The organism is Streptomyces sp. R21, assembly GCF_041051975.1.
Lineage (GTDB): Bacteria > Actinomycetota > Actinomycetes > Streptomycetales > Streptomycetaceae > Streptomyces.
In genome coordinates, this window is record NZ_CP163435.1 from 6,665,855 (window position 1) to 6,692,026 (window position 26,172).

At 71.4% G+C, this 26,172-nt stretch carries 22 protein-coding genes and 2 tRNA genes; 20 read left to right on the forward strand and 4 right to left on the reverse strand.

Going from position 1 to position 26,172, the window contains the following annotated elements; all coding sequences use genetic code 11:
- Nucleotides 1-8 precede the first annotated feature (8 nt).
- On the reverse strand, nt 9-1,970 hold the full coding sequence (locus AB5J56_RS29700; protein ID WP_369242880.1) for a hypothetical protein: 1,962 nt from the start codon (nt 1,968-1,970) through the stop codon (nt 9-11).
- Nucleotides 1,971-2,331: 361 nt separating this feature from the next.
- Between AB5J56_RS29700 and proB the strand changes: the two genes are divergently transcribed.
- The 5 genes from proB (at nt 2,332) to AB5J56_RS29725 (ending at nt 7,345) form a co-directional block, all read left to right on the forward strand.
- Nucleotides 2,332-3,459, forward strand: a complete 1,128-nt coding sequence (gene proB / locus AB5J56_RS29705; RefSeq protein ID WP_369236809.1) for a glutamate 5-kinase — start codon at nt 2,332-2,334, stop codon at nt 3,457-3,459.
- Between the two features lie 163 nt (nt 3,460-3,622).
- A complete protein-coding gene (locus AB5J56_RS29710; protein ID WP_369242882.1) occupies nt 3,623-4,069 on the forward strand; it encodes a hypothetical protein in 447 nt (148 codons plus the stop codon).
- Nucleotides 4,070-4,142: 73 nt separating this feature from the next.
- On the forward strand, nt 4,143-5,429 hold the full coding sequence (locus AB5J56_RS29715) for a glutamate-5-semialdehyde dehydrogenase (RefSeq protein WP_369236811.1): 1,287 nt from the start codon (nt 4,143-4,145) through the stop codon (nt 5,427-5,429).
- Nucleotides 5,430-5,488: 59 nt separating this feature from the next.
- A complete protein-coding gene (locus AB5J56_RS29720; RefSeq protein WP_369236813.1) occupies nt 5,489-6,130 on the forward strand; it encodes a hypothetical protein in 642 nt (213 codons plus the stop codon).
- Between the two features lie 147 nt (nt 6,131-6,277).
- Nucleotides 6,278-7,345, forward strand: coding sequence for a hypothetical protein (locus AB5J56_RS29725; RefSeq protein ID WP_369236815.1), 1,068 nt, complete (start codon nt 6,278-6,280; stop codon nt 7,343-7,345).
- A 28-nt stretch (nt 7,346-7,373) separates the two neighbouring features.
- Here the strand turns inward: AB5J56_RS29725 and AB5J56_RS29730 are convergent, their stop codons facing one another.
- On the reverse strand, nt 7,374-8,549 hold the full coding sequence (locus AB5J56_RS29730; RefSeq protein WP_369236817.1) for a M48 family metallopeptidase: 1,176 nt from the start codon (nt 8,547-8,549) through the stop codon (nt 7,374-7,376).
- Nucleotides 8,550-8,646: 97 nt separating this feature from the next.
- On the opposite strand from AB5J56_RS29730, the gene AB5J56_RS29735 reads away from it, so the two are divergent.
- The 10 genes from AB5J56_RS29735 (at nt 8,647) to AB5J56_RS29780 (ending at nt 14,078) form a co-directional block, all read left to right on the forward strand.
- Nucleotides 8,647-8,805, forward strand: coding sequence for a hypothetical protein (locus tag AB5J56_RS29735; RefSeq protein ID WP_369236819.1), 159 nt, complete (start codon nt 8,647-8,649; stop codon nt 8,803-8,805).
- A 242-nt stretch (nt 8,806-9,047) separates the two neighbouring features.
- Entirely contained in the window at nt 9,048-9,212 is a 165-nt protein-coding gene (locus AB5J56_RS29740) for a hypothetical protein (protein ID WP_369236821.1), read from the forward strand.
- Between the two features lie 70 nt (nt 9,213-9,282).
- Nucleotides 9,283-9,957: a nicotinate-nucleotide adenylyltransferase gene (gene nadD / locus AB5J56_RS29745; RefSeq protein ID WP_369236823.1), complete on the forward strand. Its 675-nt coding sequence runs from the start codon at nt 9,283-9,285 to the stop codon at nt 9,955-9,957.
- Nucleotides 9,958-9,973: 16 nt separating this feature from the next.
- The gene (locus AB5J56_RS29750) at nt 9,974-11,713 is read left to right on the forward strand and encodes an LCP family protein (RefSeq protein ID WP_369236825.1); all 1,740 of its coding nucleotides are present in this window, start codon (nt 9,974-9,976) and stop codon (nt 11,711-11,713) included.
- A 133-nt stretch (nt 11,714-11,846) separates the two neighbouring features.
- On the forward strand, nt 11,847-12,290 hold the full coding sequence (gene rsfS, locus AB5J56_RS29755; RefSeq protein ID WP_369236827.1) for a ribosome silencing factor: 444 nt from the start codon (nt 11,847-11,849) through the stop codon (nt 12,288-12,290).
- Nucleotides 12,287-12,964 (forward strand): histidine phosphatase family protein, encoded by a 678-nt coding sequence (locus tag AB5J56_RS29760; RefSeq protein ID WP_369236829.1) that lies wholly within the window; start codon nt 12,287-12,289, stop codon nt 12,962-12,964. Before rsfS ends, AB5J56_RS29760 begins: the two co-directional genes overlap by 4 nt.
- A 138-nt stretch (nt 12,965-13,102) precedes the next feature.
- Nucleotides 13,103-13,175 (forward strand) — tRNA-Ala (locus AB5J56_RS29765).
- 271 nt (nt 13,176-13,446) lie between these two features.
- Nucleotides 13,447-13,620, forward strand: a complete 174-nt coding sequence (locus AB5J56_RS29770) for a hypothetical protein (RefSeq protein ID WP_369236831.1) — start codon at nt 13,447-13,449, stop codon at nt 13,618-13,620.
- A gap of 3 nt (nt 13,621-13,623) precedes the next feature.
- A complete protein-coding gene (locus AB5J56_RS29775) occupies nt 13,624-13,857 on the forward strand; it encodes a hypothetical protein (RefSeq protein ID WP_010986886.1) in 234 nt (77 codons plus the stop codon).
- 148 nt (nt 13,858-14,005) lie between these two features.
- Nucleotides 14,006-14,078: transfer RNA gene (locus tag AB5J56_RS29780), tRNA-Ala, on the forward strand.
- Nucleotides 14,079-14,136: 58 nt separating this feature from the next.
- On the opposite strand, the gene AB5J56_RS29785 is transcribed toward AB5J56_RS29780, so the two are convergent.
- Together AB5J56_RS29785 and AB5J56_RS29790 are read right to left on the reverse strand one after the other, a co-directional pair.
- Nucleotides 14,137-15,753, reverse strand: a complete 1,617-nt coding sequence (locus AB5J56_RS29785; protein WP_369236834.1) for an NADH-ubiquinone oxidoreductase-F iron-sulfur binding region domain-containing protein — start codon at nt 15,751-15,753, stop codon at nt 14,137-14,139.
- On the reverse strand, nt 15,754-17,037 hold the full coding sequence (locus AB5J56_RS29790; RefSeq protein ID WP_369236836.1) for a cytochrome b/b6 domain-containing protein: 1,284 nt from the start codon (nt 17,035-17,037) through the stop codon (nt 15,754-15,756). It lies immediately after the preceding gene.
- 417 nt (nt 17,038-17,454) lie between these two features.
- Between AB5J56_RS29790 and leuS the strand changes: the two genes are divergently transcribed.
- From leuS to AB5J56_RS29815, 5 genes are all read left to right on the forward strand, one after another.
- On the forward strand, nt 17,455-20,331 hold the full coding sequence (leuS, locus tag AB5J56_RS29795; protein WP_369236838.1) for a leucine--tRNA ligase: 2,877 nt from the start codon (nt 17,455-17,457) through the stop codon (nt 20,329-20,331).
- Nucleotides 20,332-20,529: 198 nt separating this feature from the next.
- Nucleotides 20,530-21,261 (forward strand): hypothetical protein, encoded by a 732-nt coding sequence (locus tag AB5J56_RS29800; protein ID WP_369236840.1) that lies wholly within the window; start codon nt 20,530-20,532, stop codon nt 21,259-21,261.
- A gap of 71 nt (nt 21,262-21,332) precedes the next feature.
- Nucleotides 21,333-22,178 (forward strand): DegV family protein, encoded by an 846-nt coding sequence (locus AB5J56_RS29805; protein WP_369236842.1) that lies wholly within the window; start codon nt 21,333-21,335, stop codon nt 22,176-22,178.
- Between the two features lie 135 nt (nt 22,179-22,313).
- Complete coding sequence (locus AB5J56_RS29810; protein ID WP_369236844.1) at nt 22,314-23,486, forward strand: helix-hairpin-helix domain-containing protein; 1,173 nt, start codon at nt 22,314-22,316, stop codon at nt 23,484-23,486.
- A gap of 119 nt (nt 23,487-23,605) precedes the next feature.
- Nucleotides 23,606-26,131, forward strand: coding sequence for a ComEC/Rec2 family competence protein (locus AB5J56_RS29815; RefSeq protein WP_369242884.1), 2,526 nt, complete (start codon nt 23,606-23,608; stop codon nt 26,129-26,131).
- Nucleotides 26,132-26,172 lie beyond the last annotated feature (41 nt).

Here is a 26,172-nt window from a genome sequence, read left to right on the forward strand (position 1 = left end):
CGCCCGCCTCACTCGGCAGGAGCCCGCACAGCCGCGTCCTGCGGCTCGGCCGGGTCCAGGCTCGTCCGCGGCCCCGGGATCCCGCCGCCCGTACGCGCCGCGGCCCGCTCCCGGTGCTCGACGGCCGCCGCGTACAGCGCCTCGGCCGCCGCGTTGAAACGCACCTGCGAGGACGGCTCGGCAGGACCCAGCAGACGCAGCTTCAACTCGGCCCGCGCACCGGCGAGTTCGTCCCGCTCCGGATGGCGTACGGCAGCCAGCAAGGCCGGAACGCCGGACGCGTCCGGGGTGAGGACCGTCGCCGCCCGCACCGTCGGGAAGGTCTCCCGGAACGCGTCCTCGGGCAGCCCGCTGGTGTTCGCCACCGCATACGGCTTCTCGCTCGCGATGTAGTCCGAGATCACGCTCGACACATCGCTGATCAGCAGGTCGGCGCGGTTGAAGCAGTCGTAGATGGTGGGGCGCGCGTCCGTGACGACCTGGTGCTCGCCGTCGGGGAGCGAGGCCCAGTACGCCTCCTCCCAGGCGGTCGTGGCCGCCCGGACGGCGTCGCCGCGGCCCGGCTGCGGGACGGACTGGAGGAGCATCCGCTCGACATGGTCCGCGCTCGTACGGAAAGCGGACGTGGTGAGACGGTCCAACTCCCGGGTCCGCAGCGCCAGTTCCGCGGCCGCCTCCGGGCGGGGGTGCGCCTGCGCCCGCTCCCGGTTCGCCGCGCGGATCAGTTCCCGGATGCGAAGGTCGGCCGCCCCGGCCGCCCCATCCACCGATCCCGTCAGCGGATGCGGCTTGTACAGCAGCCGTACGCCCGGGTCCGCCAGCAGCCGCCGTACGAGGTTCTCGCCGGCCAGGGCCACCGACGTGTTGCCGGGGTTGCTGTCCCAGCCCTCCCAGGTGGGGGCGTACAGGACGGTGGTGAACGGACCGGCCGGGGGGCCGTCGTAGGGGCGGATCGCGGCAAGCTGCGGGCGGCCGATCTCCACCACGTCCTTGTCCTCCACGCCGACGTCCGCCAGCGCGTAACGCTCGCGCGCCGCGGGACCGGCCACCCACACCTCGTCGTACGCCTTCGCATACGGGTTGCACGAGGAAAGCTTGTCGCTCTCACCGTGGTTGACGAAGGTGTGCTGGATCGTGGGGATGCGCAGCACCTGCGACGTCTTGCCGGAGTTCGAGGGGTGGACGAGGACCCGGAGCGTCGACTGCTCCAGGCGCATCAGCGTCGAGACCTTGGGCAGGCAGACCACGGGGATGTCCGTCGCCGCGAGCTTCTGCAGCATGAAGCGTTCGCGCAGGACGATCAGCGGGCGCCCGTCGAGCTGCGCGAGCGGCTGGAGCCACATGTTCGCCTGGTACGCCGACGAGGCGCCGCCGGAGAAGTACAGGCCGACGGTCGGGCGGTACTCGGCCAGCCAGGCGTCGAACCAGTCGAGCACCTGCTGCTCGGAGGCGGGCTTCCGGCCGGGCAGCAGCCGCAGCAGCAGCTCGCCGAGGCCGACGGCCGCGAGCCCCACCGACAGCGCGATCCCGGTCGCCGCGAGCCGCCGGTCGTCGGTCGCCGCCATGGCCAGCAGTCCGGCCGTGGCGGGCAGTCCGAAGACCGGCAGCCGGTGGCCCGGGCGGCGCAGCAGCAGCGCCGGCGGCGCGGGGGACAGCCGCAGCGCCGAGGCGTCGATGTTGCGGGTCAGCACCGGGAGGGTCCGGGTGCGGCGGACCAGGACGGAGGCCGCCTGGATCGCGAAGTGGAGCACGTAGAACAGCAGCAGGCCGGCCAGCAGGGGCGTGCAGCGCGCCTCCTGGTCCTGCTCCTCGATCCTGAGCAGGCCCACCACGAGCAGGAGGTCCCGCACCACCTGCCGGACCGTGACGTCCGCGTGCGACTTCGCGAACGCCGAGGCCATCGAACGCTGCCAGCGGTACAGCGCGGCCTCGGTGACCAGCCCCGCGCCCGTCGCCGCGACGAGCAGCATCGCGTGCGGGAGCAGGGCGGCGGTGACCTGGACGGCGAAGGAGGCCCCGAGGAGGGCCGTGATGAGCGCTCTCACCGCGGTCTGCCGGTGGGGGAGGCGTGTGGGCACTGCGGTCACTCCAAGGTGCTGTGCGTGTGCGGGAGCGCGCCCTCGGTCGTCCGGGGCGGGCGTCCGGGTTAACGCCCGCCGACCTTCCAACGACACGCGATGGACGGCACTTTGGTCGTTTCATCCGACCGAAGCGGCGGGAGCGGCGCCCGTCCGCCCTGTGGACCGACAGGCGTCACACGTGCCGCTTCGCGTAGATTGCCGTGCGGGTGAGCCGGATCGACACACATCGACACGAGGGGACACACCGCAGGTGGCAGGGGCAAGGCAGGCTGTGGCGCAGGCGCACAGGATCGTCGTCAAGGTGGGTTCCTCCTCGCTGACCACGGCTTCGGGCGGCCTGGACGCGGACCGCGTCGACGCCCTCGTCGACGTCCTCGCCAAGTGCCGCAGCGGCGGCGAGCGGGAGATCGTCCTCGTCTCCTCCGGTGCCATCGCCGCCGGCCTCGCTCCGCTGGGACTGCGCCGCCGCCCCCGGGACCTCGCCCGGCAGCAGGCCGCCGCCAGCGTCGGCCAGGGCCTGCTGGTCGCCCGCTACACCGCCTCCTGCGCCCGCCACGGCGTCCGCGTCGGCCAGGTGCTGCTCACCTCCGACGACATGAGCCGCCGCGCCCACCACCGCAACGCCTCGCGCACCCTCGACAAGCTCCTCGCGATGGGTGCCCTTCCGGTCGTCAACGAGAACGACACGGTCGCCACGGACGAGATCCGCTTCGGCGACAACGACCGCCTCGCGGCGATCGTCGCCCATCTCGTCCGCGCCGACCTGCTGGTCCTGCTCTCCGACGTGGACGGTGTCTACGACGGTGACCCCAGCAAGCCCGGTACGTCGCGGATAGCGGAGGTGCGCGGCCCCGAGGACCTCGCGCACGTCGAGATCGGCAGCGCGGGCAAGGCCGGTGTCGGTACCGGCGGCATGGTCACCAAGGTCGAGGCGGCCCGGATCGCGACCGAGGCCGGCATCCCCGTGGTGCTCACCAGCGCCGTGCACGCCGCCGATGCCATGGCGGGCCGGGACACGGGCACGTACTTCCACCCCACGGGCAAGCGCTCCGCCGACCGGCTGCTCTGGCTCCAGCACGCCTCGACCCCGCAGGGCGCGCTCACGCTGGACGACGGCGCGGTGCGCGCGGTCGTCGAACGGCGCACCTCGCTGCTGCCCGCCGGCATCGCGGCCGTCGAGGGCGACTTCGCTGCGGGCGACCCCGTCGAGCTGCGCGACAGCGCGGGCCGGGCCGTGGCCCGCGGCCTGGTCAACTTCGACGCCAAGGAGATTCCCCAGCTCATCGGCCGCTCCACCAGGGAGCTGGCGCGCGAGCTGGGCCCCGCGTACGAACGAGAGGTCGTACACAGGGACGACCTCGTGCTCCTGCACCCGTGAACACCTGTCAAAGCGCCGCCCGCGGCATCCGTAACGGCTGATTCCGGGGCCCCCGCCAGGGGGACGTTCGGCAAAACCACCACACGAGAGCGCCCCACCTGCTCAACTTTGTTGCAGGGACTTTCGGCACGACCATTGCGAAAAGGAGGCCGTCGTGAGACGAGTGCGCCCTGGGGCGCGCGGTGGCGCCTCCCGTGCGGCCGGCGAGGAGCGTGCCCTGATGAGCGTCGCGGCCGGGGACTCGTACGAGCGCGAGGAACCCGCGGACCAGCCACGCCTGTGGCACGTCACGCTGAGCGTCTCCGGCGGCGAGGCCCCGCTGAAGGAGGTCAGGCGCGGCCTTGAGCAGCTCGCCCACGACCACCCCTTTCTGCTGACCAGCCGGTACGCGAACGACCACGCCGAGATCCGCTACTGGGAAGAGGCCCGCGACCTGCACGACGCCGCCGCGGTCGCGCTGCGCCTGTGGGGCGAGCACCGGCAGACCGCCCAGCTCCCGCCCTGGGAGATCGTCGGCCTGGAGGTCATCGACCGCGAGACCTACCACCAGCGGATCGCCGAGGGATACGGGCCGCTGCCGGCCACCCCTGTCGGCGTACATCCCTTTTGAGCCGTCTTCGCCCTGTGTCTCGCGGTTTGGGACAGCGGCTGGACGGACTCGTTCGGAGCATTACGCTGCCGACATGACCACGCTCTCGCCGTACGACTCGATGTCCCCGGTCACCCAGGCCGCCTACCGCGCCAAGGCCGCCGCCGCCGACCTCGCGCCCCTGCCGCGGGCCGAGAAGGACGACGCGCTGCTCGCCATCGCGGACGCGCTGGAGGTCCGCACGAGCGAGATCGTCGCGGCCAACGCCAAGGACATCGCCAAGGCCCGCGAGGCCGGCACCAGCGAGACCGTCATCGACCGCCTGACGCTCACCCCCGAGCGGGTACGGGCCATCGCCTCCGACGTCCGCGACGTCGTCGCCCTGCCCGACCCGGTCGGCGAGGTCGTCCGCGGCTCGACCCTGCCCAACGGCATCGACCTGCGCCAGGTCAGGGTGCCCCTCGGCGTCGTCGGGATCATCTACGAGGCCCGCCCGAACGTCACCGTCGACGCGGCCGCCCTCTGCCTGAAGTCCGGCAACGCGGTCCTGCTGCGCGGCTCGTCCTCGGCGTACGAGTCGAACACCGCCCTCGTCCGCGTGCTGCGCGACGCCGTCGGCGGGGCCGGGCTGCCCGCCGACGCCGTACAGCTCGTGCCCGGCGAGAGCCGCGAGTCCGTACAGGAGCTGATGCGCGCCCGCGGCCTCGTCGACGTCCTCATCCCGCGCGGCGGCGCCTCGCTGATCCGCACGGTCGTCCAGGAGTCCATCGTCCCGGTCATCGAGACCGGCACCGGCAACTGCCACGTCTACGTCGACGCGCAGGCCGACCTCGACATGGCCGTCGAGATCCTGATCAACTCCAAGGCCCAGCGCCCCAGTGTCTGCAACTCCGCCGAGACGCTCCTGGTCCACCAGGACATCGCCGCCGAGTTCCTGCCGCGCGCCCTGGACGCCCTCGCGGACGCCGGGGTCACCGTGCACGCCGACGAGCGCGTGATGGCGTACGCGAAGGACTCCCGGGCCACCGTCGTCGAGGCCACGGCCGAGGACTGGGAGACCGAGTACCTCTCGTACGACATCGCCGCCGCCGTCGTCGACTCGCTCGACAGGGCCGTCGAGCACATCCGGCTGTGGACCTCCGGCCACACCGAGGCGATCGTCACCACCTCGCAGCAGGCCGCCCGCCGCTTCACCCGGCTGGTCGACTCCACGACCGTCGCCGTGAACGCCTCGACCCGGTTCACCGACGGCGGCCAGTTCGGCTTCGGCGCCGAGATCGGCATCTCCACGCAGAAGCTGCACGCGCGGGGGCCCATGGGGCTGCCGGAGCTGACGAGCACCAAGTACATCGTCACGGGCGACGGGCACATCCGGCGCTGAACCCCGCCCCGGCGGAACTGTCTCGTCAGGTGGATGAATTTCCATACCGTCTGCCCAAAATGACCCCCCAGGTCTACTCTGGATCCGTGCCGGAGGACGTGGGGGGCACGCCGTTCGCCGACGGCTGGGAGCCCGACGACGACCGCGACCGCGGGGGTGCGGACGAAGAGTTCGCCTCCGTGGTCTTCGACGAGGACTTCGTACGGGCGGCCGTGGTCCACGAGCCGACCGCGGTGGAGCGCCTGCTCGCCGCCGCACAGGCCCGCGCGGAGGCCTCCGAGGCCGAGGCCCGCCGGGCACGCACCCGTCGTGCCCGTGGCGACGACGAGCGCTACGAGGACGGGTTCGGCCCCGACGACCCGGGCGATTTCGGCCATGACCCGGATCTGGACGACCTGGACGACACCGAGGTCCTCGAAGGCCGCTACGGCAGCCCGGGGACGTACGGCAGGATCTACGGGAAACAGGTCCGCTGGCACCGCACCGTCGCCTGGGTGCTCGCCCTCGTGATGGGCATCGGCATGGTCGCACTGGCGTTCGCCGCGGTGTACCGGGGGACGTCCTCGGGCCGCCAGGAGCCGGTTTTGCCGTCCACTTCGACAGGCGTCGAACAAACCCAGGACAAGGTCACCGGCACCGGCCCCTCCGCCTCGGCCGACCACTCCCAGCCGGCGCTGTCGGCGGATCCTCGAACGCCGTGACGGGCCCGGCCCGGACCCGGTGACGGGCAAGGCCCCGACCCGGTGACAGGCGCTGCCCGGACCCTGTGACGGACCTGGTGAGAACCTGTCAGAACTTGTCGTGCACCACCGCGTTTACCCGGGCTCCCGGAGACCTACTCTGAAGGTATGGGCGGGACTGGAGACCCACCTGAGGGGACACCCGAGGGTGCCTCCACAGGTGGCGAGGACGAGTACCGATCCGTCGTCTTCGACGAGTCGTTCGTCCGCGCTGCCCGCCTCCAGGAGTTCTCGGCGCAGGAACGCATCGCCGACCACGCCCCCGCCGTACGCCGCCGCCCGTCCCTGCACCGGGGCCTGTCCCGGCAGGCGCTGATCCTCGTCCTGCTGATCGCCATCGCCTTCGGCACCGCGATCTACATGGGCGTCCGCCACCCGTACCAGACCCCCGCCGCCCAGCCCGCCGAGCCGCTGCGGATGACGGTCATCCCGCTCTCGCCAGGGGCCGCCGTACCCGGGGCCATCGACCCCGAACTGCTGTACGCGCGCAGCCCCGCCGACCAGTTCCGCGTGGGCGGCGACGGCATCACCATGCCCGCCTCCCGGCGCACCGCACACTTCTCCGACGGCCAGGTCGTCGCCGCGCTGACCACCGCCAAGGACTACCTCGTCAAGTCCTCGCTCGACCCGGACGTCCTCAACGGCGGCACGAGCCGGCCCGTACGGATCCTGCTCGACCCGCAGCAGCTCGACCAGTTCGACCAGAGCTTCACCCACCCCGCCGCGGACGGACGGCACGCGCCCACCGGCTGGCTCGTCCGCTTCGACCCGACCCGCGCCGAACTCGCCGACTCCAAGATCCGGGTGCAGGGCACCCTCCAGGTCGCCGAGCTCGACTCGAACACCCTGGAGATCACCGCCGACCACACCTTCGTCTACGCCCTGCGGCCCACGGGCTCGGACGCGACGGCGAAGGCCTCGCTGTTCACCGTCCGGCGCGAGCTGCAGTTCCGCTTCGACCGCGACGACCTGCGCATGCACCAGGCCCAGCTGGTCGTCTCCTACGTCCAGGCCGGGCCGCTCGCCTGCGCCGAGGACTCGGTCAACCATCTGCACCCGCTGCTCGCGGGGCAGACGGCCAAGGCGGGCGGCCCGGCCGGCACGGACCCGTACGCGACCGGCAGCGCCACGGCCCTGTGCGGATCGCTGGCGACGAGCGCGCAGCCAAGGCTCTGACGGCCGCCGCCGCGTTCCGTGGGGCGGCTCAGTCCTCGTCCTCCCCGGGAGCCCCGTCCTGGGGCGGCTGCTCCTGGGGCGGCGTCCGGTCCGTGGTCGCCTGGTCCGTGGGCGTCTGCTCCCCGGACGCCCGGTCCTTGGGCGGCTGGTCCTTCGGCGAGGTGCTCGCGAAGCCGCCGAAGCCCCGCCGTACCCGGCCGCCGATGTCGCCCGCGCCGCCCGCGAGGTCGCTGACCAGCTTCATCAGCGGGTCCTTGGAGCTCTTCACGTCGCTGGCGTAGCTGGCCGCCGACTGCCGGAAGGAGTCCGAGACCGAGGTGTCCCTGTCCTCGTCGCACCGCGGGTAGTGGCCGTCCATGATCCGCTGGTAGTCGCGGGACTCGGCCCACTTCTTCAGCTCGGCGGCGCGCACGGTGGTGAAGGGGTGGGTGCGGGGGAGCGTGTTGAGGATCTTGAGCACGGAGTCGCGCAGGTCGCCCCCGGCCTCGTACTCCTCGGCCTGGGCGAGGAACGCGTCCACGTTCATCTCGTGCAGGTGGTTGCCGCCCGCGAGCTTCATCAGGCCGCGCATCGAGGCCCGCAGGTCCTGGCCGACCAGCAGCCCGGCGCGGTCCGCGGACAGCTCCGACTTGCGGAACCATTCGCGCAGCGCGGTCACGATCGCCATGATCGCGAGGTTGCCCAGCGGGATCCAGGCGACCCGGAGTGCCAGGTTCGTGAGGAAGAGCAGGATCGTGCGGTAGACGGCGTGGCCGGAGAGCGCGTGGCCGACCTCGTGGCCGATGACCGCCCGCATCTCCTCCTCGTCCAGCAGCTCGACGAGGCCGGTGGTGACGACGATGATCGGCTCGTCCAGGCCGATGCACATCGCGTTCGGCTGCGGGTCCTGGGTGACGTACATCGGCGGGACCTTCTCCAGGTCCAGGATGTAGCAGGCGTCCCGCAGCATGTCGTTGAGGTGCGCGAACTGGGCGTCCGAGACGCGCACCGAGTCGGACAGGAACAGCAGCCGCAGACTGCGCTCGGGCAGCAGGCCGCTGAGCACCTTGAATACCGTGTCGAAGCCGCTGAGCTTGCGCAGGGCCACCAGGGCCGAGCGGTCCGCCGGGTGTTCGTACGCCCGGGAGGAGATCCCCTCGAAGCGCCTGCGCTGCCTGCTCGGCACGTTCTCGTGCCCGTTCTGCTCGTGGCTGTCGTCGGACATGTGTTCCCCCATGCTCTGAAGTGCCGTGCCCCCGAAGCGGGATCCAGCGTAGGCGGAGATACCGTGATGGGGCAGCACACCGTAAGGAGCTATCCCCATGGAGCACATCCCCGCAGCCCACTGGCTGACCGAGGCGGCCGATGCCGCGGACAAGCAGGGGCCGGGCAATCTGCTCCGTATCGTGCTGATCGTGATGGTGGTGGGCGCCGTCCTGCTCGGCTGGTTCCTGTTGCGCGGCTACAAGCGGGACGACTGACGTACTCCCTGCGACTTCCGTCCTTACTTCCCGGCTCCTTCCCGGTGTCCTCACTTGTCTGACGCCGTCCGCGCCGTGGACGTTGCCTCGTCGTTGTGACGTACGTCGCCTCGTGCGCCGTCGGGGGCGTCGCGCGGCCGGGGTCCCCAACGGCGGAGTCGGCGTGATCGCCGTGCACGTGCCCGCTTACGATGGGCCGAAGTCTTTATCCCGATCCCACACCCGGATAGGTTCTGCCGACGATGAGCTTCCACAGCACCGCTGCCCAGCTGGTCACCTTTGCCGCCGAGGGCGAGGAGCACGGTGGCAACCACGAGAGCCTCAGCCCCTACCTGACGGGTGGCGGCGCGCTCTTCGTCCTCCTCCTGCTGCTGTGGATCACCACGCGTTTCAACCGGGACCGCTGAGTCCCGCCGGCCTCGCCCTCGGGGGCCTGTCGACCGAAGCCCGTGGGCCGGGCCGGTAGGGTCTGCACGCATGGGAGAGCAGGACATGCCTACCGGTCCGGCGAGCGGCAAGGTGATCAGCGCTGGGCGCGGCCCGGGAAACGGCCCGTCGAACCCCGGCAAGCGCCGCCTCGGCGTCATGGGCGGAACGTTCGACCCGATCCACCACGGGCACCTCGTGGCGGCCAGTGAGGTCGTCGCGCAGTTCCACCTCGACGAGGTGGTGTTCGTGCCGACCGGGCAGCCGTGGCAGAAGAGCGCCAAGCAGGTCTCCCCGGCCGAGGACCGCTATCTGATGACGGTCATCGCGACCGTCGAGAACCCGCAGTTCTCGGTGAGCCGCATCGACATCGACCGCGGCGGCCCGACCTACACCACGGACACCCTGCGCGACCTGCGCGCGCTCAACCCCGAAACGGACCTCTTCTTCATCACGGGCGCCGACGCGCTCGGCCAGATCCTCACCTGGCGCGACACCGAAGAGCTGTTCTCCCTCGCGCACTTCATCGGAGTCACCCGACCCGGCCACACCCTGGCCGACCCGGGGCTTCCGGAGGGCGGTGTCTCGCTCGTCGAGGTCCCCGCGCTCGCCATCTCGTCCACAGACTGCCGTGCGAGGGTCGCCAAGGGCGACCCTGTCTGGTATCTGGTGCCGGACGGTGTGGTGCGCTACATCGACAAGCGCGAGCTGTACCGCGGCGAGTGAGCCGAGAGGGGCACCGGTGAACGACCGATACGACGCTGGATACGGGGGCGACCAGTACGAGCTCGTCGGCTACGACGAGTTCGGGCAGCCTGTGTACCGGCAGGTGCCGCCACAACAGCAGCCGCAGTCGCAGCAGCAACCGCAGCAGCCGCCTCAGCAGGGCTATGACCCCTATGGGCAGCAACAGGGCTACGGCTACGACCCGTACGCGACCTCGTACGACACCGGCCGCCAGCAGCCCGTGCCGCCGTACGACACCGGCTCGCAGCAGCCCGTGCCCCCGTACGACCCCTACGATCCGTACGGCACCGCCTCCCAGGCCGCGCCGTCCGTCCCGGGGACCGCGTACGACCCCTACGGGCAGACCGCGAGCACCGGGCAGCAGCCGCGGGTCGCCGAGCAGACCGCCTACATCCCGCAGCAGGCGGCGCCGGCGGAGCAGGAGCAGGACGATCCCCACCGCGGCGACCGGCCCCGCGCCGACCGCGACTACCGCACCGAGCAGTTCGCGTTCGTCGAGGAGCAGGAAGCCGAGTCCGAAGACGTCATCGACTGGCTGAACTTCACCGAGAACCGCACCGAGCGCCGCGAGGAGGCCAAACGCCGAGCCCGCAGCAGGATCGTCGCCCTGGTCGTGGTGCTCGCCCTGGTGGTCGTCGGCGGCGTCGGCTACCTCTGGTACGCGGGCAAGCTCCCCGGCTCGTCCTCGGGCGACAAGGCCGGCACCACGACAGCGGCCGGCGCCCAGAACCGCGACGTGATCGTCGTCCACCTGCACAACACCAAGAAGGGCGGCACCTCCACGGCGCTGCTCGTCAACAACACCACCACCAAGCAGGGCGCCACCGTCCTGCTGCCCAACTCCCTTGCCCTGACGGACGACGACGGCACCACGACCACGCTCGCCAAGTCGGTCGACGGCGACGGCTCGTCCGGCACCCGGGACTCCATCGACACGGTCCTCGGGACCGACATCGAGGGCACCTGGCGCCTCGACACCCCCTACCTCAACAACCTCGTCGAGCTCGTCGGCAACATCGACATCGACACCAACGCCGCCGTGCCGGACCCCGACGCGAAGAAGAAGGGCGAGGAGCCCCTCGTGAAGAAGGGCGAGGCCCAGACCCTCAGCGGCAAGATGGCCGTCGCCTACGCGACCTACCGGGCCTCCGGTGAGTCCCAGGACGCTCAGCTGGAACGGTTCGGCCAGGTCATGCAGGGCGTGCTGCGCAAGCTCTCCTCCGACCAGCAGGGCGCGACGGTCACCGTGCAGACCCTGGCGCAGATCCTCGACCCGTCCCTGACCGACAAGGACCTCGGCGCCTTCCTCGCCAAACTCGCCGACCACGCCAAGGGCGGCGACTACAAGACCGCGCTGCTGCCCGTCCAGCAGGACGGCACCCTGAGCGAGCAGGCCACCGACAGCGTGGTCAAGAACCTCCTCGGCGGCGCCGTGAAGAGCCCCGAGAAGGGCGACGCCGTCCGGGTCGGCATCAAGAACGCCACCGGCAGCAAGGACGCCACCGAGAAGGCCCGCGTCGTCCTGGTCAACGGCGGCTACACCTTCCTGGACTCCGGCACGGGCACTGCCCAGACCGTGTCCCGGATCACGTACGCCGATGCCGCCTCGAAGGACGACGCCGTCGAGGTCGCCAAGACCCTGGACCTGCCCACCAGCGCGGTGAAGAAGGGCGAGGTCACGTCCAACGCGGACGTGTCCGTGGTGCTCGGCCAGGACTACAAGACGTCGTCGTGACATCTCGGTGACGGAGATCACGGGCCGGGGCGCCCCAGGGAGCCCGGGCCCGTGATCGCGTAAACGCGTGGGGTGGTGTCGGCGGTCCGTGAGACCCTTGGGGTATTACTGACCGCCGACCGAAAGCCGCGTAGTGACCGCCACGGACCGCTCCATCGAGCTCATCACCACCGCCGCACAGGCGGCTGCCGACAAGCTCGCGCACGACATCATCGCCTACGACGTCAGCGACGTGCTGTCGATCACGGACGCCTTCCTGCTGGCGTCCGCGCCCAACGACCGCCAGGTCAAGTCGATCGTCGACGAGATCGAAGAGCGGCTGAACAAGGAGCTCGGCGCCAAGCCCGTGCGCCGCGAGGGCGACCGCGACGCCCGCTGGATCCTCCTCGACTACGTGGACATCGTCGTGCACGTGCAGCACAGCGAGGAGCGTGTCTTCTACGCCCTCGAGCGGTTGTGGAAGGACTGCCCCGAGCTGGACCTCCCCGCCGATGCCAAGGCGACGCGCGGCAAGGCCGCCGAGCACGCCAAGCTGCAGGATGTGGAGGACGCCGCCGAATACGGGGAGCTGCGGTGACCGCCCCCGCCGTCGGCGCGCAGGCCGGCCGGAAGCCGGGCCGGGGCCGCCGAGTCATCCTCTGGCGGCACGGCCAGACCGCCTGGAACGTGGAGCGCCGCTTCCAGGGCACCACGGACGTCGAACTGACCGGGACCGGTGTCGGCCAGGCCCGGCGCGCAGCCCGGCTGCTCGCCTCGCTGAAGCCCGACTCGATCGTCGCCTCGGACCTCCAGCGCGCCGCGAACACGGCCGCCGAACTGGCCGCGCTGACCGGCCTCGACGTCACCCACGACGAAGGCCTGCGCGAGACCTACGCGGGCGTCTGGCAGGGGCTGACGCACGAGGAGATCATCGCCCGGCACGGCGACGAGTACGCCGCGTGGAAGCGCGGTGAGCCGGTGCGCCGCGGCGGCGGCGAACTGGAGACCGAGGTCGCCGACCGCGCCGCCCCCGTGGTGCTGCGGCACGCCGACAAGCTTCCCGAGGCCGGCACCCTCGTGGTGGTCAGCCACGGCGGCACGATTCGCACGACCATCGGCCGCCTGCTCGGCATGGAGTCCCACCACTGGGAGAGCCTCGGCGGTCTCTCCAACTGCTGCTGGTCCGTCCTCGGAGAGGGCGCCCGGGGCTGGCGGCTGCTCGAGCACAACGCCGGCACGCTGCCGGAGCCGGTGCTCGGCGACGACGACTGAGCGGTCCCGGCGGCTCTCCGGAGCCTCTCCGCCGTCGCTCCGTGCGGCCCGGGACGGCCGCCAGGACCGGATTTCACTTTCCGGCGGGTCGCAGGCTAAAGTTCTTCTTGTTCGGCCCGCAGGGCGGGAAGAACACAAGGGGCTATAGCTCAGTTGGTAGAGCGCCTGCATGGCATGCAGGAGGTCAGGAGTTCAATTCTCCTTAGCTCCACAGATCAACTCTCTGGAGTTGTCGAGGATCAGCACTGAAGATCCCGTTCCCGTCAGGGAGCGGGATCTTTTTTGTGTCCGCTTGAGTCACTTGGGCTTCCGGGGCGTATACCTCTGCGGACGCGCTCCCGGCGTGCGCATACGCGCCGGTCGCCAAGGCTCTGCCGGGTGCCGTGTCCGGACTGGTACGAAGGCGTCGCTGACCGTATTGCTCCGGCCGTGGCAGAATCAAACGGCCGGAAGGGGGCGCGGCCCGACGGGAGGGAGTAGCGATGCCTGCGAGCATCCTCGGGGAGGTCGGCGATCCCCCCGAAGTGGCGGTGGCGCGACCGAAGGCCACTCTCCTCGACTGCCCTTCCTGCGGATCGGTCCACGTCGCCCAGGTTCTCGGTGACAACGGCGGGATTTCCTACGTGTGCACGGCCTGCGGCCACAGCTGGAGCTGATCGATGGGTGCACACAGGCGGAAGTGCGATTGGTGCGGCAGCGGTACGCCGATCGTCCGCGACATGGAACCGGTCAACCACGACTACCAGTACTGGTGCGAGGAATGCGCGCGGGCGCTGATCATAAAAGGCGACCCGATCGAGACGTACCGCGAGCTGGAGGGCGAGCCGATCTACGGCCGGCTCCTCGACGAACACTGCACGCTCAAACGCTTCTACTCGTTCGCGACGGCCTGAGCCGACCGGGCCGGGACCCCGGCCTCGGTGGCGCCGGTCACAGCGCCGCCGGTCACAGCAGCGGTCCGGCGGAAACGATTTGGTGGTGCACCCCGGTGACCGTGTAATGTTGGCGTCGCCGCCGGGGAAACCGGGCGGAACAAAGCAAGGGGCTATAGCTCAGTTGGTAGAGCGCCTGCATGGCATGCAGGAGGTCAGGAGTTCAATTCTCCTTAGCTCCACAGCAGTTCGAAGGCGGGTCACCCGATCAGGGTGACCCGCCTTCGTCGTGTCGCGGGGTCAGCCCCGGCCGCTGCCGAGGGCGCGGCGGCCGCGCCCCTGCGAGAGGACGGGCAGGTTGTTGCGCGCCGGAGCGGCGGACCGCTCCTCCTCGATGCGCAGAGCGAGCGCCGGGCAGCGGCGTACGGCGCGCACGGCCTTCGCTTCCGCGTAACGGGGCACCGGCGCCTGAGCGACGGTCGGGAAGCCGTCGGCGCCCAGTTCGAAGACCTCCGGGAGAATGTCCGCGCACAGGCCGTGGCCGCGGCACAGCGTCCAGTCGACGTAGATCTTCTGACGGCTGGGTCCCGAGTCCTCCGGCTGGCCGCCGGGGACGCCGCTCGGGACCTGTCCCGGCTCGAACAGCGGGAGCACGCCGTGCACCGGCCGGCCGCAGCCGTTGCCGAGGACGTGCGCGGCCAGGTCGTCGGTGAACGCCTTGAGCGTCGACTCCAGGAACATCGCGGAGCCGTCCGGGTGCGAGCAGGCACCGCGCCGCTTCACGGCCTTGGCGACCTGCTTCACGGCCTCCAGGGCGGCCGGGCCGCCGCCGTTGAGGATGTCCTCCAGGCCGCGTGCCGCGGCGGGCAGACCGAGGTAGCAGGGACCGCACTGTCCCGCGCTCTCCCCGGCCAGCCACTGGGCCACCCGCAGCGATTCGCCGAGGGCGCAGGTCTCCTGGCTGATCGGCAGCACCGCGCCCGCGCCGAGCGCTCCGCCGACCGCGTCCAGCGAGTTCCGCGACACGATCGCCTCGTCGACCGTCGCGGAGTCCAGCCACTTGCCGTGGTAGCCGCCGGTCAGCACGCCCTGCAGCACCGGGGGCGCGCCGGCGAGCTGAAGCACGTACCGCAGAGGTACACCGGTCGGGACCTCAAGCACCATCGGGCGGGCGACCGCTCCGGAGACGGTGAGCATGACGGTGCCCGGCTCGTCGTACAGACCGGTGTTGCAGTAGCGCTCGGAGCCGATGCGGGCGGCGATGGCCAGCTGGGCGAACGTCTCGGCGTTGGACAGCAGTGTGGGTGCGCCGCCGACACCGCTCTGCGACGCGCTGATCTTGCGGCCCGGCGGGATCGCCGGGCCGCCGTCTATGGAGCGGATCAGCGAGGCCGCCGCGCCGGTCACCATGCGGACCGGATTGCGCTGGACGCGGGCGCGGATGGCCGCGCCGCGCCGGTTGGTCAGCCCGCGCTCGGCGAGCGCCGCCTCCATCGAACGCTGGGTGGATTCGCGGGTCACGCCGACGACGAGGGTGCGGGCACCCAGTGCCTCGGCGACCAGCAGGGCACCGTCCAGGATGAGATGCGGAGCACGGTTGATCATCACCGTGTCCTTGCGGCAGGCGGGCTCGTCCTCACTTCCGTTGACGACGACCACGGGCCGTACGCCGCGCTTGATCGCCGACTCGGCGACCGACCGCAGCTTCTTGTGGAAGGGGAAGCCCGCGCCGCCGCGCCCCTTGAGGGAGATCCGCTCGGCGAGCTGCGCGAGCTGCTCGCCGCCGATCGGTTCGAGCGGGCCGTGCACCTTGAGGTGCATCGGCAGGTCGAGCCGCTCGACAAGGTCGAAGCCTGACGTGAGCTGCGGAAGCCCGACGACCCGGACTTCTGGGACGTCGGGCAGGGCCTCGTTCACTTAAAAGCCTCCGGAAGGCGCGTTCCAGGGTTCGCCGGAGCTCGGCGCGTCGAAGGCACCGGGCTGTGAATCCGTGGCGGGACCGCTGTTGTACGTGTCGTTCGTGTTGTACGTGCCGTAGGGGTCGTTCGTTTCACCGGTTTCGTACGGAGATTCGTACGGAGACTGGAAATTGCCTTGATACGCGGCGCCCACGAAGGTGTCGTTCAGCGGGTCGTACGCGGACGGGGGAGCCTCACCGACCGGCGGCGGGGACGGGGCCGGCCACCGGCCGCCGCCCTCGACGGGCGGGAGCGACTGGGTGGGCTGCAGGTCCATGGGCACGTTCATGCGTGCGGTCTGGTCGGCCGCCAGGGGGTCCTGGGCGCGCGGGGTCGCCGAAACGGCCCGGTAGGCCGCGGCGAAGCCGTTGCCGGACTCGGGCGTCATGGTCCGCGAGGGAGCGTCGTAGAGCGACGTCGAGGGGGATGCCGCCCGCTGCGGCGGCACCGCCGTGTCCGGCGAAGGGCTCGCCGACCGTACGTCGAAGCCCGGCAGGGAGGCCGTCTCGGCGTTGCGGGCGCGGCTCTCCTCCAGCTCCTCGCGGCCCGGCCGGGTGTCGGTGCCGAGGGCCGCCATGATCCTGTCGGCCACCTTGCGCTTGAACGGGCGGGGAGCCGCGCGCAGTGCGAGGGCCGCCATCACGGCCACCAGGCAGAGGCCGTAGAGGATCACGAAGATGGGCTTGGCCTGTCGACCCGCGTAGAGGCCGTGGACCAGCGCGGCGCACCAGGCGGGGTAGGCGAGTTGGTGCACCGCCCGCCAGCGTGCGGCGATCGGCGCGGGGGACGCGAAAGCGCTGCGCAGCGCGCCGGTGATGGCCGTGAAGATCATGAGCAGGCCGGCCAGGGAGCCGAGACCGATGAGCCCGTTGATGCCCGTGACGCCGAGCCCGAAGGGGATCAGCGCGGCGATCAACGTGGTGTGGTCCAGGGCCAGTTTGACCGTGATGTGCAGGAAGAGGAACGCGACCGAGGAGACGGCGGTCGTCCGGTGCACCGCCTGGGCCACCAGCCGTTGACGCGTGTTCAGGAAGAGCCGGTCGGTCGCGACCAGCCCCCAGATTACGGAGCAGCTGAGGGCGACCAGGCAGAGCACGCCGGCGCCGAAGTTGAGGAAGTTGCGGACACCGTCACCTCCGAGCAGCACGATCGCGGGTATGAGAAGCAGAACGGCAGCTGACGCGATCCCGTAGGCCGAGCGGCCCGGTTGGGGAAGCGAGCTGTTCTTGCGACGAGGGTTCATGGGGGGTTACTCCCAAACGGTTCGGGGAAGCGGTCCCGATGCCGCACTCTAAGTCGAGCCATACCGATGGGTACGAGGTTTGAGTTATTGCGTTGTTATCAAAGGGCAATCAGATGCTTGTGATGTCCCTTAGTGACCATTACGCGAAGTAATATTTGAATCTTGTTCAGCTTTTCGAGATCTTCACAAGCTTGGCACACAGTGTCGCAGCACTCCCGGAAGCTCGGTGCGGCGCCCTCGGGCACTGCGGTACCCTGACGCCATGCGTGCCGTACGCCTTCTGCTTAGTGAGCCGCGCTGATCAGTCCCGACCACCGATGAACCGTGGTCGGCATCGGCGCGGCGTCCCCTCCTGTGCGAGGGGCTTTTTCATTTCCTGGGCAGCTGGCAGAGACGATCGATGGAGCTTTGAGGATCATGAGCGAGACGAATACCGCTGCCGCCTCCGAGGTGGCCGCGCCGCACCGCTACACGGCCGTGATGGCCGCTGACATCGAGGCACGCTGGCAGGACTTCTGGGACGCCGAGGGCACGTACGAGGCGCCGAACCCGAGCGGCGACCTGGCAGGGGACCCCGCCCTGGTCGCCAAGCCCAAGAAGTTCATCATGGACATGTTCCCGTACCCCTCCGGTGCGGGCCTGCACGTCGGTCACCCCCTGGGCTACATCGCCACCGATGTATTCGCCCGGTTCCAGCGCATGACCGGCCACAACGTCCTGCACACCCTGGGCTTCGACGCCTTCGGCCTGCCCGCCGAGCAGCACGCGGTGCAGACCGGCGAGCACCCTCGGATCACCACCGAGGCGGCCATCAACAACATGAAGTCCCAGCTGCGCCGGCTGGGCCTGGGCCACGACAAGCGCCGGTCGTTCGCGACGATCGACCCGGACTACTACAAGTGGACCCAGTGGATCTTCCTGCAGATCTTCAACTCCTGGTACGACGACGAGGCGCAGAAGGCCCGACCGATCGCCGAGCTGGTCGCCCAGTTCGAGAGCGGTGAGCGCGCCGTACCCGGCACGCGCGCGTGGCACGAGCTGAGCACCGTCGAGCGCGCCGACCTCCTGAGCGAGTACCGCCTGGCGTACGCCTCCGACGCGCCCGTCAACTGGTGCCCCGGGCTGGGCACCGTCCTGGCCAACGAGGAGGTCACCGCCGACGGCCGCTCCGAGCGCGGCAACTACCCCGTCTTCAAGGCCAAGCTGCGCCAGTGGAACATGCGCATTACGGCTTATGCCGACCGCCTCCTTGACGACCTGGACGCGCTGGACTGGCCCGAGGCCATCAAGCTGCAGCAGCGCAACTGGATCGGCCGCTCCGAGGGCGCCCGCGTCGACTTCCCCGTCGACGGGGAGGCGATCACCGTCTTCACCACGCGCCAGGACACCCTGTTCGGCGCCACCTACATGGTGCTGGCGCCCGAGCACCCGCTGGTCGACAAGTTCGTCCCGGCGGCCTGGCCCGAGGGCACCCACGACGTGTGGACCGGCGGTCACGCCACCCCGGCCGAGGCCGTCGCCGCCTACCGCGCGCAGGCCGCCTCGAAGTCGGATGTCGAGCGCCAGGCCGAGGCCAAGGACAAGACCGGCGTCTTCACCGGCACGTACGCCGTCAACCCGGTCAGCGGCGAGCGCGTCCCGGTCTTCATCGCCGACTACGTACTGATGGGCTACGGCACCGGCGCGATCATGGCCGTTCCGGCGCACGACACGCGCGACTTCGCCTTCGCCCGCGCCTTCGAGCTGCCGATGCGCTGCGTCGTCGAGCCGTCCGACGACCGCGGCACCGACCCCTCCACGTGGGACGACGCCTTCGCCTCGTACGACGCGAAGATCGTCAACTCCGCGGGCGACGACATCACCCTGGACGGCCTGGGTGTCGTCGACGCCAAGGCCCGCATCACCGAGTGGCTGGCCCGCAAGGGCATCGGCGAGGGCACCGTCAACTTCCGGCTGCGCGACTGGCTGTTCAGCCGCCAGCGCTACTGGGGCGAGCCCTTCCCGATCGTCTACGACGAGGACGGCGTCGCCCACCCGCTGCCCGAGTCGATGCTGCCCCTGGAGCTGCCCGAGGTCGAGGACTACTCGCCGCGCACCTTCGACCCGGACGACGCGAACACCTCCCCGGAGACCCCGCTGTCCCGCAACGAGGACTGGGTCGCCGTGACCCTGGACCTGGGCGACGGCCGCGGCCCCCGGAAGTACCGCCGCGAGACCAACACCATGCCCAACTGGGCCGGCTCCTGCTGGTACGAGCTGCGCTACCTGGACCCGCACAACGACCAGAAGCTGGTCGACCCGGCCATCGAGCAGTACTGGATGGGCCCGCGCGAGGGCCAGCCGACCGGCGGCGTCGACCTGTACGTCGGCGGCGCCGAGCACGCCGTACTGCACCTGCTGTACGCGCGCTTCTGGTCCAAGGTCCTGTTCGACCTGGGCCACATCTCCTCGGCCGAGCCGTTCCACAAGCTGTTCAACCAGGGCATGATCCAGGCCTACGTCTACCGCGACAGCCGTGGCATCGCGGTGCCCGCCGCCGAGGTGGAGGAGCGCGACGGCGCCTACTACTACCAGGGCGAGAAGGTCTCCCGGCTGCTGGGCAAGATGGGCAAGTCCCTGAAGAACGCGGTCACTCCGGACGAGATCGCCGCCGAGTACGGCGCGGACACGCTGCGCCTGTACGAGATGGCGATGGGCCCCCTGGACGTGTCGCGGCCGTGGGACACGCGCGCGGTGGTGGGCCAGTTCCGGCTGCTGCAGCGGCTGTGGCGCAACGTCGTCGACGAGGCGACCGGCGCCCTGACGGTGACGGGCTCCGAGGCCGACGAGGACACGCTGCGCGCCCTGCACAAGGCGATCGACGGCGTGCGCCAGGACCTGGAGGGCATGCGGTTCAACACTGCCATCGCCAAGGTCACCGAGCTGAACAACCACCTGACCAAGGCGGGCGGCGCGGTGCCGCGTTCGGTCGCCGAGTCCCTGGTGCTGCTGATCGCCCCGCTGGCCCCGCACATCGCCGAGGAACTGTGGCGCAAGCTGGGCCACAGTTCCTCGGTCGTCCACCAGGACTTCCCTGTGGCCGACCCGGCGTACGCCGTGGACGAGGCCGTGACCTGCGTCGTGCAGATCAAGGGCAAGGTCAAGGCGCGCCTGGAGGTCTCCCCGTCGATCTCCGACGAGGAGCTGGAGAAGGTCGCGCTGGGCGACGAGAAGGTCGTGGCGGCGCTGGCCGGTGCCGGAATCCGCAAGGTGATCGTGCGGGCGCCGAAGCTGGTGAACATCGTTACCGCTTGAGCGGCTTGAGCTGTCCGGTCTCCTGGGCTTGGGCTTGGGCTTGGGCCTGAGGCTTGAAGCTTGGGGCCAGACGGGGCAGCGAGGTCGGGGTCGTCCCCTACGGGCAGGTTCAGGGTTCCTCAGGAACTCCGGACCTGCCCGTTGCGTTTACCGTTGAAGGGCGGCGCAGCTGCTGCCGTGCCCGTCGGAGGAGGAGTCGTGGAAGCCGTGGTCGCAGTCTTCGCCCTGCTCTTCCTGCTGTTCGTGGTGCTCGGTGCGTACGCCACCGTGAAGGTGGTCGGCGCCGCCAAGCGCGGTGTGGACCGCACGATCGCGCAGGCCCGCCGCACGGTCGAGGACACCACGCTCCGCGCCAGGACGTACGCCCAGCCCGGCCCGGTCGGCGAGCTGGCCCAGCTGCGGCTGAAGCTGCGCACCTCCATGCGGGCCACCCAGGACGCGCTGCACGCGGGCGTGGCCGAGGACGAGTCCCTGAAGGAATCCCTGGGCCTCTTCGAGCGCCTGAGCGCGCATGGGCATGAACTGGACGACGAGCTCAAGCGCCTGGAGACCGAGCCCGACCGGGGGACGCTCACCGGGCGGCTGCCCGCACTGCGCGAGCGCACCGAGCGCATCACGCAGTCGGCGGACTCGCTGCGCTGGGCCGCCCGTGACCGGGCCCGCCGGTTCGCGGACGACGACCTGGACTCCCTGAGCGCCCAGATAGACGTGGAGGCGGGCGCGCTGCGGCACTGGACGACGGAGCCGACCGCCGCGTCCTCCTGGCCCGAGGCACCGGCCTCCGAGGAGGCCGCGTCGAGCGGGCAGACCTGGCCGGAGACCCCGCGGTCCCGGACACCCGAGGAGCCGACCCGCACCGCCATCACCCCGCCGGGCCGCCGCCCCAGCTACCCGTGGCAGAAGAAGGCCCGCCCCGAGAGCACGACTTGAGCGGCCCGTCCGACCGCAGGTGAGAGGGGTCGGTCTGCCGTCCACCCGCCCCGGCAGGTAACCTCCAGCTCATGTCCCGCCATGTCGCGATCGTCACCGATTCAACGGCCTACCTGCCGCCCCGGACGATGGAGCGCCACGGCATCACCGCGGTGCCCCTGACCGTGGTTCTCGGAGATCAGGCGCTCGAAGAGGGCACCGAGATCTCGGCCCGCTCGCTGGCCCAGGCCCTGCAGAAGCGGCGACCCGTCACCACATCCCGCCCCAGTCCCGAGATGTTCGCGGAGACCTACCGCAAGGTAGCCGAATCCGGGGCCACCGGCATCGTTTCCCTCCATCTGTCCGCCGAATTCTCCGGCACCTACGACGCCGCCGTCCTCGCGGCCCGGGAGGCGCCGATCCCCGTGCGGGTCGTCGACACCGGGATGGTCGCGATGGCCCTCGGGTTCTGTGCGCTGGCCGCGGCCGAGTCCGCGGAGGCGGGGGGCACCGTCGACGAGGCGGTCACCGCCGCGGAGAAGCGCGCGGCCGGCACCTCCGCGTACTTCTACGTCGACACGCTCGACTATCTGCGCCGCGGCGGCCGGATCGGCGCCGCCCAGGCCCTGCTGGGCTCCGCGCTCGCGGTGAAGCCACTGCTGGAGCTGAACGGCGGCCGCATCGAACTCCTGGAAAAGGTGCGCACGGCGTCCAAGGCGATCGCCCGCCTGGAGGAGATCGTGGCCGACCGTGCGGGCAGCGCCCAGGTCGACATCGCCGTCCATCACCTCGCCGCCCCCGAGCGGGCAGCGGCCCTCGCGGACCGGTTGCGTGTGCGGGTGCCGGGCCTCGTCGATCTGCATGTCAGCGAGGTCGGAGCGGTGATCGGGGCGCACACGGGTCCCGGACTGCTGGGGGCGGTTGTCTCTCCTCGGTGAGGCGAGAGATGTCTGTCGAGGCAGACGTGGTGCGTGCGACTCGTGTGGGTGACGGAGTTGTCCACAACCGGGCGGTAATCCCCGGGAATTGAGCAAGATCATCGTGAGGTCGACGGAGTGCCGGATCCTCCTCGCATGGCACTTCGATCACGCTCACGCACCGCCACTCCGACCAGCGGCCCGGGCCGCGGCCCCGTCTCCGACGGCCGCACCCGCCACCGCCGACATCAGCCCCGGAGCCGGACTCGCACCCGGCCACGCCAGGCCTCGGCGGAGGCCCTCCGGCTGCGCGCGGAGACGCTCTTCACCGAGCGGGTCGGCGAGCACCGGGAGTCGGGGAACGCCCCACCGGGCGCGGACCGGGATGTGGGTGCGTCCAGGGAGGGCACAGCGGTGGCGCTGGGCATTGCTCGGGGGCTGGGTACGCGGGAGCTCGGCGCGGGTCGCGTATGCGGGGGTGCGGGGGAGGCTGTTGCTGACGCCGCTTTCGATGCCGATGCCGATGCAGGGGTCGGGGTCGGGGTCGAGCCCCATGTCGATGTCGGCGGGTCGGCGGGGCCATGGCGGGAGCGGGCCGGGCTGGCCGTGCGGGAGCGGATGCCGCTGTGGCTGCAGTCGCGGTGCGGCCTTGAACGCAGGAGTGTGGCCGCACTGACCGTCGTGCTGGTGGCCGCCGCCGTCTTCGCCGTACAGCACTTCTGGGTCGGCAGGACTCAGTCGGTCCGGGCCCCTGAGGTGGTGCGGGCAGCGGCGCCGTGGGGCGAAACGGCCGGCGCGGACGGCAAGGAACCGGGCGGACCCGGAGCCCGGTCGGGAGCGGCCGGGGACACCTCCGCCGGAGGCGCCTCCGCGGGGACCGTGCTCGTCGTCGATGTCAGCGGCAAGGTGCGCAGCCCCGGGATCCACCGGTTGCCGGCGGGTTCCCGGGTCGAGGACGCGCTGCGCGCGGCGGGCGGGGTGCGCCCCGGTGCGAGTACCGAGGGACTCAACCGCGCCCGCCTCCTGGTGGACGGCGAGCAGGTCGTGGTCGGCACTCCGGCACCCGCCGGCGGAGCGGGACCGGGCGGTACGGGTGCCGTCGGCACCGGTGGGGCCGTGGCCGGGGCGGCACCGTCCGCCCCCGTCTCCCTCAACACGGCCACCGTGGAGCAGCTCGACACCCTGCCGGGCGTCGGCCCCGTCCTGGCCCAGCACATCGTCGACTACCGCACCCAGCACGGCGGCTTCCGTTCCGTCGACGAACTCCGCGAGGTCAACGGCATCGGCGATCGCCGCTTCGCCGATCTGCGGAATGTGGTGCGGCCATGAGCGGCTCGAAGGAGCGGTCGGATGCGGCCGTGAGTGGTGCGACCGGGCCCGGGGAGCCCCAGGGACGGTTGCCGCGCGCACCCTCCCCGCCGGGTGGTCCCGCCGTGACGCGTCGGGCGGTGCACGCCGCTTCGGGCAGCCGGCTGGGGGCGGCGCATCCCCGTGAGGAGGGGCCGGCGGATCTGCGGATGGTGCCGCCCGCACTGGCGGCGTGGGTGACGGCGGCGGTGATGGTGGGCGAACCGCCCGGGTGGGTCACGGCTGTCGTCGTGGTCTGTCTGACGGCGGGCGTAGCACTGCTGATGGCGGGACGAAGAGGGAGCCGTGGCGTGGTGGGGCGCGGTGGAGGGAGGTCGCGTTCGTGGCCGCGCACCTCCGCCGCTGCCGCACTGCTCTGCGTAGCGGCGGCCGCCGCCTCCGCGGGGCTGCACGGCGCCGACCTGCGGCGCGGGCCGGTCCCTTCCTTGGCGCGCCAGTACGCCCACGTGACCGCCGAGGTGGAGGTCACCTCCGATCCCCGGCTCACCCGGCCCCGGATCAACGGGGATCACGCCGCTCCGGCAGCCGTGCTGATGGACGCGGAAGTCCGGCGTGTGACCAGGGCGGCCGGGACGGGCGGGGTGGACGCGACGGACACGGCGGCCGGTATGGACGTGGTCACGCGCACGCCGGTACTGATGATCGTCGACGCGCGCTCACCCCGGGGGTCGCCCTGGCTGGCGGTGCTCCCCTCCACCCGGTTGCGGGTGTCCGGGCGCCTCGTGCCCGCGCTCTCGGGCGGCGGGGACCGGATCGCGGCCGTGCTGAGGGTGCGGGGGAGCGCGCCGCCACAGGTGGTGGGGGAGCCGTCCGGTGCGCAGAGGTTCGCCGGGCGGCTGCGTGAGGGACTGCGAGAGGCGACCGACGGGCTGGACGCGGACGCGCGGGCGCTGCTGCCGGGGCTGGTCGTGGGGGACACCTCACGGGTCACCCCGGAGCTGGACGAGGCGTTCAAGGCGACGGACCTCACCCATCTTCTGGCGGTCAGTGGGGGCAACTTCACGATCCTGCTCGCCCTGTTCATCGGGCCGCCGGGCCTCGCTCAGCGGGCCGAGCGCCGCGGACTCGCGCCACGGACCGGAGTTCCGCTGCGGGCGACCGCACTGCTCGGCGCGGCGGTCACGCTCGGCTTCGTGATCGTGTGCCGGCCGGACCCGAGCGTGCTGCGGGCGGCGGCCTGCGGGGCGATCGCGCTGCTCGCCATCGCGACCGGACGCCGCAGATCGCTGATCCCCGCGCTGGCCACCGCCGTCCTGCTGCTGGTGCTGTACGACCCGTGGCTGGCCCGCAGTTACGGCTTCCTGCTCTCCGTCCTCGCCACGGGAGCCCTGCTCACGCTCGCCCCACGGTGGAGCGCGGCCCTCCAGGGACGCCGGGTGCCCCCGCGCCTGGCCGAGGCGCTCGCCGCCGCGGCCGCGGCACAGGCCCTGTGCGCACCGGTCGTCGCCGTCCTGTCGGCCCGGGTGAGCCTGGTGGCGGTGCCGTGCAATCTGCTCGCGGAGTTCGCCGTAGCGCCGGCCACGGTGCTGGGCTTCGCGACTCTGGCGACGGCCACCGTGGCGATGCCCGCGGCGAAAGCCCTGGCGTGGTGGGCGAGTTGGCCGGTTCGGTGGATCGCTGACATCGCGCGGAGCGGTGCGGCCCTGCCCGGCGGAGGAGTGGGGTGGCCGGACAGCTGGACGGGGGCGCTGCTGCTCGCGCTCGTCACGGCGGTCGTCGTGGTGGTCGGCCGACGGCTGCTGAGGCATCCCTGGCTCAGCGGGGCCTGCGCCGTGCTGTTCCTGCTGGTCGTGGTGCAGCCGCCGCCGCTCACCCGAGTGATCACCGGGTGGCCGCCGCCCGGCTGGCGGTTCGCGATGTGCGACGTGGGACAGGGCGACGCGACGGTGCTGGCGGCGGGCGACGGCTCGGGGGTGGTGGTGGACGCGGGGCCCGACCCGGCGCTGGTCGACCGCTGCCTGAGCGCGCTCGGCATCACCAGGATCCCGCTCGTCGTGCTGACGCACTTTCACGCCGACCATGTGGCCGGGCTGCCGGGGGTGTTGCGTGGGCGTTCGGTGGGTGCGATCGAGACAACCGGGTTCGAAGAGCCGCCGGACCAGGCGGAGTTCGTTCGGAAGGAGGCGGCTGCCCGGCACATTCCGCTGACGCGGGCCGTGGCGGGGGAGCGGCGGCGCACGGAAGGGCTCGACTGGCGGGTGCTGTGGCCGCCGCCGAACCCACCGGCCCTCGCACCGGACGGCCCGAACGACGCCAGCGTCACCCTGCTCGTACAGTCGGCCGGGCTGCGCCTGCTGCTGCTCGGCGACCTCGAACCGCCCGCTCAGGAAGCGCTGTTGAGATCTCCGGCGGCCGCGGACCTGACATCCGTGGACGTCCTCAAGGTCGCCCATCATGGCTCGGCCTACCAGGACCCCGACCTCATACGCAGGGTGGCCCCGCGACTCGCGCTGATCTCGTGCGGGGCGGGCAATCCGTACGGACACCCAGCACCCAGTACGGTCGCGGCGCTGCGGGCCGGGGGCGCGATGGTGCTGCGTACGGACCGGGACGGGGCGATCGCCGTGGCCGGTGCGGGCGGTGGGCTGAGGGTCACGACGGAGTGAGTCGCGAGTGGCGACGGAAGAAGGTCGCGAATGGCGACAGA

Coding starts and splice junctions, on each gene's coding strand:
- nadD (WP_369236823.1), top strand. CDS start 9,283: ATGGGAGAGCAGGACATGCCTACCGGTCCGGCGAGCGGCAAGGTGATC.
- AB5J56_RS29740 (WP_369236821.1), top strand. CDS start 9,048: ATGAGCTTCCACAGCACCGCTGCCCAGCTGGTCACCTTTGCCGCCGAG.
- AB5J56_RS29725 (WP_369236815.1), top strand. CDS start 6,278: ATGGGCGGGACTGGAGACCCACCTGAGGGGACACCCGAGGGTGCCTCC.
- leuS (WP_369236838.1), top strand. CDS start 17,455: ATGAGCGAGACGAATACCGCTGCCGCCTCCGAGGTGGCCGCGCCGCAC.
- AB5J56_RS29735 (WP_369236819.1), top strand. CDS start 8,647: ATGGAGCACATCCCCGCAGCCCACTGGCTGACCGAGGCGGCCGATGCC.
- AB5J56_RS29770 (WP_369236831.1), top strand. CDS start 13,447: ATGCCTGCGAGCATCCTCGGGGAGGTCGGCGATCCCCCCGAAGTGGCG.
- AB5J56_RS29805 (WP_369236842.1), top strand. CDS start 21,333: ATGTCCCGCCATGTCGCGATCGTCACCGATTCAACGGCCTACCTGCCG.
- AB5J56_RS29730 (WP_369236817.1), bottom strand. CDS start 8,549: ATGTCCGACGACAGCCACGAGCAGAACGGGCACGAGAACGTGCCGAGC.
- AB5J56_RS29790 (WP_369236836.1), bottom strand. CDS start 17,037: ATGAACCCTCGTCGCAAGAACAGCTCGCTTCCCCAACCGGGCCGCTCG.
- AB5J56_RS29700 (WP_369242880.1), bottom strand. CDS start 1,970: ATGCTGCTCGTCGCGGCGACGGGCGCGGGGCTGGTCACCGAGGCCGCG.
- AB5J56_RS29720 (WP_369236813.1), top strand. CDS start 5,489: ATGACCCCCCAGGTCTACTCTGGATCCGTGCCGGAGGACGTGGGGGGC.
- AB5J56_RS29775 (WP_010986886.1), top strand. CDS start 13,624: ATGGGTGCACACAGGCGGAAGTGCGATTGGTGCGGCAGCGGTACGCCG.
- AB5J56_RS29810 (WP_369236844.1), top strand. CDS start 22,314: ATGGCACTTCGATCACGCTCACGCACCGCCACTCCGACCAGCGGCCCG.
- AB5J56_RS29715 (WP_369236811.1), top strand. CDS start 4,143: ATGACCACGCTCTCGCCGTACGACTCGATGTCCCCGGTCACCCAGGCC.